The sequence below is a fragment of the Chryseobacterium contaminans genome, assembly GCF_001684955.1.
GTDB lineage: Bacteria > Bacteroidota > Bacteroidia > Flavobacteriales > Weeksellaceae > Chryseobacterium > Chryseobacterium contaminans.
On sequence record NZ_MAYF01000111.1, the window covers coordinates 1 to 5,895 of the forward strand.

The window sequence follows — 5,895 nt, forward strand, 5'->3', positions numbered from 1 at the left end:
TGTTGAGCAAGTCGTTGAGACATCGGAAGATCAATTGTTCTTCCTTAATTTAGGAGGATATAAACCCGGTTTTTTTGAAGAATTTCATGAGCAGCATCTAATGGTGGGGCAATCTATGGGAGAGATCGTAAAGAGAGCAAAAGCTACAGAATTCTATAAGACCATGGGATTTGAAGGTGCAGTAAGCCATATTGATGACAAGCATGGGGTAGATATTGATGATATTTTCAATGTAAATGATATTCTTCCGGCATCTATGAAGGAAAAATATTCTATCGTTCTTACCAAATCTGATGCTGAAAATCAGGAAAACCCTATGGGGCTGGGGTATTTAAAAATTGATAAAATTTAATAAGCATAAATCTAATAAAAATAAAAAATGAAAATAGGAATTCTGGGAGGCGGACAGCTGGGAAGAATGTTGATACAGAGTGCTTTGAAGTATGATGATGAGTTTTATACTCTGGATCCGGCTTCTGATGCGCCATGCCACAATATCTCGTATTTTACGCAGGGTAATTTCAATGATTATGAAACCGTTCTGAACTTTGGAAAAGACAAAGACGTGGTAACCATTGAAATAGAGCACGTAAATGCTGATGCTTTGGCAGAACTTGAAAAGCAGGGAATCCGCGTGGTTCCTAATGCGAGTATCATCAAAACCATTCAGCAAAAGATCCTTCAGAAAGAATTTTATAAAATACATGATATCCCAAGCCCCGAATTTCAGGTAGTTTGGAACAGTGATGAAAAAATTATGATGCCGTTGCCGTTTGTTCAGAAGATGAATACAGGCGGATATGACGGAAAAGGAGTACAGGTTATTAAAACAGAAGAAGACCTCCAGAATCTATGGAAAGAAGCTTCAGTGATTGAAAGTCTCGTAGATATTGATAAAGAACTTTCCGTTATTGTAGCCAGAAATGAAAAAGGAGAAACCAATACTTTCCCGGTAACAGAAATGGTAGCTGATCCGAAACTTAATCTTTTGGATTTTAATGTTTGTCCGGTTTTGCTGACAGAAGATGTTCAGAACCAGATTGATGTGATTACAGAGAAATTCCTGAATGCTGTAAACTCTCCGGGGCTTTTTGCCATCGAATTATTCCTGGATAAAGAAGGAAAAGTGTGGGTAAATGAAACTGCACCAAGATTACACAATTCAGGACATCAAAGCCAGGAAGGAAATACCAATTCTCAGTTTGAACAGATGTACCGTGTAGTAAAAAATCTTCCTTTGGCAGATACGGATGCCATTACCTACAGCGGAATGCTGAATCTTGTAGGAGCAGAAGGCTACTCTGGAAAGGTAGTATACGAAGGAATGGAAGAGGTTCTGAAATTACCGGAAACCTACGTTCACTTATACGGAAAAACAGAAACCAAGCCCGGAAGAAAAATGGGACACATTAATGTCCTTGCAGATTGCAGGGAAGAGCTGATGGAAAAGCTTGTGAAGGTAAAAGGAATGGTAAGAGTCATTTCTGAGTAACTTAAACTTAAAATAATAAAAATGGAGCCGTTTTAAAGTTAAAACGGCTCCATTTTTATAGGTATCTTTCCTTAAAACGGCTTCTTTAAGATTCTTTCTTTATATACTCCTTTTACAATTTTAAAAAGAGCTACATAGGCTCCGGCTCCATCGGAATTAATCATAGTGAGATATAACGTGTCATTTTTACGATCGTAATAACATGTTGTAAATTCATTGCTGATGTTAAAAAGGTTTTCGATTTCTTTATTGGGAATCTGAACTTTTTTATCCTTGATTTGAACGGTAATGGATTTATAGTGGGTTTTGGGAATGGTTCCATCTGTTCCCCAAATAAGATTACCTTTATACTTATCTTCTATTTTTTGTCCGTTATAATTGGATGAAGAAAAGAATTTCTTATTTTCCTTATAATTGAACTTTTCGGAGATGATATCCACCTTAATGTTTCCGGATTTGAAAATAGCTTTATTTTCATCCTTGGTTATTGGAAGAATAGCCTCATAAGAATCAATAAGCTTAACTTTTGAACTGTTGATATAACCTGTTGTTTTATCATCATAATAAACATTCAGCCAGTTTTTGTTGGTCTTATCCAGTTCAAAAGTATATACAATTTCATCAGAATTGATTTTCCCTGTGATCTTGCTTTTTGCATCAGGATTTTCTCTTAGGCTTACATAACCGTCTTTATCTACAATTTTAGCAAACTGAGCAAAAGAAAACTGGATGCTTACGATTGCTGTTAGAAGAAGAATCTTTTTTGTTTTCAATGCTGTTGTATAATTTTAATTTATGAAAATAGTTTTAGTTAACCTGATAGATTAACTTGGAGACGATAGTCACACTAAAAAGGAATTTCTAAAGTTCTTCCTTTATATTCACCTTTTTCAATGGTAAAAAGGGCAGCATAAGTGCCGGCACCATCAGAATTTAACATGGAGATGTATAAAATATCATTTATACGGTCATAATAACAGGTTGTAGATTTATTATTGACTTCAAACAGGTTTTCAATCTCTTTTTCAGGAATTTGTATGGTCTTGTCTCCAATCTGTGCTGTGATTGAAATATAATGGGTTTTAGGAATGGTTCTGTCTATTCCCCATACCTGCTGCTCTTTGTAATAATCTCCGTTTAAAGTTGAGGTAAAATCTTTTTCATTTTCCTTAAAATTAAATTTTCCGGAAACGATGTTTACTTTAATATTTCCTGATTTAAAGATGGCTTTGTTGGCATCCCGTACCGTGGGAGGAACAGCCTGGTAAGTCTGTATATATTTTAGCCTTGAATTATGGATATAACCATTGCTCACATTAGCCCAATTCTTATTGTCAGCTTCAAATATATAGACAATTTCATCCGAATTGATCTTTCCAATGATTTTACTGTTGGCATCTGCATTTTCCCTTATGTTCACATAGCCGTCTTTATCAATAACTTTTGCAAACTGAGCAAATGATAGTTGTATGCTTAAACAAGCTGTTAAAAGGAATATCTTCTTTGTTTTCAATGAATGTTTATTTTGAGCAAAAATAGTAAAAAGGCTGGAAGCTGGAAGAAAGAGGCTGGAAGTTACTTGCAGGTAATCATTTATCATACTCCAATAACTTCCAGTCTCCAGCTTCATTTCTTCCTTACTTAAATATCTTCTGAATGACATTTCCGATTTCCATAAAATCTCCGTGATTTCCTACAGAACGTATTTCCGGGCTGTTTTTATCATATTCGGAGAAAGGGAAGATCAGGAGGTAATTATTATCATTCAGATATCTGTTCAGTAATTCCGGGATAAGTCTCATACGTGGAATATAGGACTGCATTCCACGCTTAGCCATAAAAATGATAAGCGCTTCATCATCCTTCAGCTGAGTGGCTGTTCTTTCACCGTCCTGCCATGTACTCATAATGATGAATTCGGCTTCTATATTGGCTTTTTTAATGATCTTCTGAAGGATATCGATAATGTTTTCAGGAGCATAAAAGGCCACAGTAGCTCCGGAATTTCTTGCAATATTCCAAACCCTTAAAAGCGCATGGAAAAAGCCTGCTTCCTTATGGGCGTTTTCAGGAATCATTACAGCGTATTTCTTAATGGTAGAAAGTGGTTGGGCTGCATGATATACCAATACGTTCACATCATCATTCTGAAGATAACCGTTGTAAAGGTTATAGACAAATGATGGTGAAAAACCTTTCTCATCTTCCAATCCAATAATCAGATCGGTAATTTTCTGCTCCTTGATAACGTTGTTAACCCCATTGATAACATCGTTGTCATATCTTTTGAGAGCCTGTAATTTGACATCAGCCGCCGCTGCCGTATCAGCTGCCTGGTGAAGAAGCTTCTCAGCATTTTTTACAGATGATTCATTTTTATCTTCATTAATGACATTTAAAGCGAATAGATCTTCCGTATTGGAATGCGCTTTAATAAGGATTCCCAGGTTGACCATTCTCTCTACAGTTTCTTCGTGATTGATGGCCAACAGGATATTTTCTTCCTCATGGCTGGTTCCGGAAACGGTGTCTTCGTTATCACTTTCTGCAATCTTTTGGGCACTTGCCATGGAGATAAAAGACGAAATGGTACAGGAAATAAGGATCAATAAGATACTTCCGTTAAGAACGTGCTCGTTTAATAATCTTACGGGTTCTCCTGTTTCAGTTTCGGACAGGATAATATTATAACCAACCATTACCGATGCAAGGGTAGCGGCTGCAGAGGCAGAGCTCAATCCAAAGATCAGTTTTCCCTCTTCTTTAGTCAATCTGAATGTCTTTTGAGTAGCTACTGCAGAAAGGTATTTCCCTCCAATGGACGCTACCAGCATAATACCTGCCACTTCAAGGGTTTCCCAGCTTTTGAAAAACACTTTAAAGTCGATCAGCATACCTACACTGATCAGAAAGAACGGAATAAAGATGGCATTTCCTACAAATTCAACCCTGTTCATTAAGGATGAGGTATGCGGAATGAGTCTGTTCAATGCTAATCCTGCAAAGAATGCCCCAATGATGGCTTCTACGCCTGCAAGTTCAGCAAGCATAGCTGCCAGATAGATCATTACCAATACAAAAATATACTGTGAGATCTTATCATCCACTCTTTTGAAGAACCAGCGACCAATAATAGGGAAGACAATAAGTACAATTAATGCAAAAAGAATGAACGAAACGGATAATTTAATCCAGAATTCTGTTCCTACATCTCCCTGAGACATTCCAACAATGATGGCAAGAACCAATAATGCAAGAATATCTGTAATCATGGTCCCGCCAACGGTAATATTGACAGCTTTATTTTTCGCAATTCCCAGTTTACTTACCAATGGATAGGCAATAAGAGTATGAGATGAGAAAAGACTCGCAAATAAGATAGAGGTAAGCATTGAGAAATGAAGGATGTAATATCCGCCCAAATATCCCAACACAAACGGAACAATAAAAGTATAAAGCCCAAAGGTGAGACTTTTCCATTTGTTTTTCTTAAAATCTCCCATGTCAATCTCCAGCCCGGCAAGGAACATGATGTAAAGAAGGCCGGTAGTTCCGGTTACAACAATGCTGCTGTCTCTGGATAATACATTAAATCCGTTGGGACCGATAATAGCTCCTGCAATGATGAGGCCCAGAAGGTGGGGAACTTTAATTTTATTTAATAATAACGGAGCCGCAAGAATGATGACCAGTACCAACAGGAATTTCAGTACCGGATCTTCTATGGGAAGGCTCAGGTTGTGTATGCTCAGTAAAATCATAAGTGTTTATTTGGTGGAACGTACTAATTCAACAGAGAACTTGGCGGTGCAGCCATCAGAAGTAATGGTTCTTGTTCCCTTGATTTTGTTGTCAGAAATGTCATTAAGCAGAACGCTCATTTCTACATTCTTTTTAGCCGTGGAATCTGTTTTGAAAGAAAGCCTGATCTCATTATTCTCAAATTTACCGGAATAGAGTCTTACCAGGTTGTTGTTATTGATGATTTTGGTGATGGGCTGGGTGGAATCATTATCAAATTCCCAGATATCCGTACGTTGATCTCCTACTGCATAATCACTGCAATTGGATTCTGTACAAATTACTTTCCCGTTCCATGGACCGGAGATCTCTGCAGGCCATGTGGCAATCACCACAGAATCTTTTTTAGCAAAAATACTATCCCTCATTTTTAAAAGAGACTGGTATTCAGATTCTTTTTTGGCGAATGTTTTTTCTTTTTCTAACAATTGTTTTTCTCTGTCTGTAAGGTTCTTCTCCTTTTCCTTGTAATCACAGCTTACCAGGATAAAAGAGGCCGCAAGAAGGGCGAAAAATGTGTTTTTAAGCATGTTGTATAGGTTGAGTATACAATATAAGGAAAAAATAAAAACGAGGCAAATTAACCCTCTTGTGAACCTTAT

Annotated in this window: 5 protein-coding genes and 1 pseudogene; 2 read left to right on the forward strand and 4 right to left on the reverse strand. The window is 37.1% G+C overall.

The window, feature by feature from the left end; translation table 11 throughout:
- Both BBH99_RS07865 and BBH99_RS07870 read left to right on the forward strand, forming a co-directional pair.
- Nucleotides 1–352: pseudogene (locus tag BBH99_RS07865) on the forward strand (DUF1543 domain-containing protein); the annotation flags it as partial.
- 27 nt (nt 353–379) lie between these two features.
- Nucleotides 380–1,492 (forward strand): 5-(carboxyamino)imidazole ribonucleotide synthase, encoded by a 1,113-nt coding sequence (locus tag BBH99_RS07870; protein ID WP_066694251.1) that lies wholly within the window; start codon nt 380–382, stop codon nt 1,490–1,492.
- A gap of 71 nt (nt 1,493–1,563) precedes the next feature.
- On the opposite strand, the gene BBH99_RS07875 is transcribed toward BBH99_RS07870, so the two are convergent.
- The 4 genes from BBH99_RS07875 to BBH99_RS07890 all read right to left on the reverse strand — a co-directional run bounded on the left by BBH99_RS07875 (nt 1,564) and on the right by BBH99_RS07890 (nt 5,823).
- The gene (locus BBH99_RS07875) at nt 1,564–2,265 is read right to left on the reverse strand and encodes an SH3 domain-containing protein (RefSeq protein ID WP_066694253.1); all 702 of its coding nucleotides are present in this window, start codon (nt 2,263–2,265) and stop codon (nt 1,564–1,566) included.
- A gap of 74 nt (nt 2,266–2,339) precedes the next feature.
- On the reverse strand, nt 2,340–3,122 hold the full coding sequence (locus BBH99_RS07880; RefSeq protein ID WP_139260232.1) for an SH3 domain-containing protein: 783 nt from the start codon (nt 3,120–3,122) through the stop codon (nt 2,340–2,342).
- 7 nt (nt 3,123–3,129) lie between these two features.
- Nucleotides 3,130–5,253, reverse strand: a complete 2,124-nt coding sequence (locus BBH99_RS07885; RefSeq protein ID WP_066694258.1) for a cation:proton antiporter — start codon at nt 5,251–5,253, stop codon at nt 3,130–3,132.
- Nucleotides 5,254–5,259: 6 nt separating this feature from the next.
- Nucleotides 5,260–5,823 (reverse strand): hypothetical protein, encoded by a 564-nt coding sequence (locus BBH99_RS07890; RefSeq protein ID WP_066694262.1) that lies wholly within the window; start codon nt 5,821–5,823, stop codon nt 5,260–5,262.
- Nucleotides 5,824–5,895 lie beyond the last annotated feature (72 nt).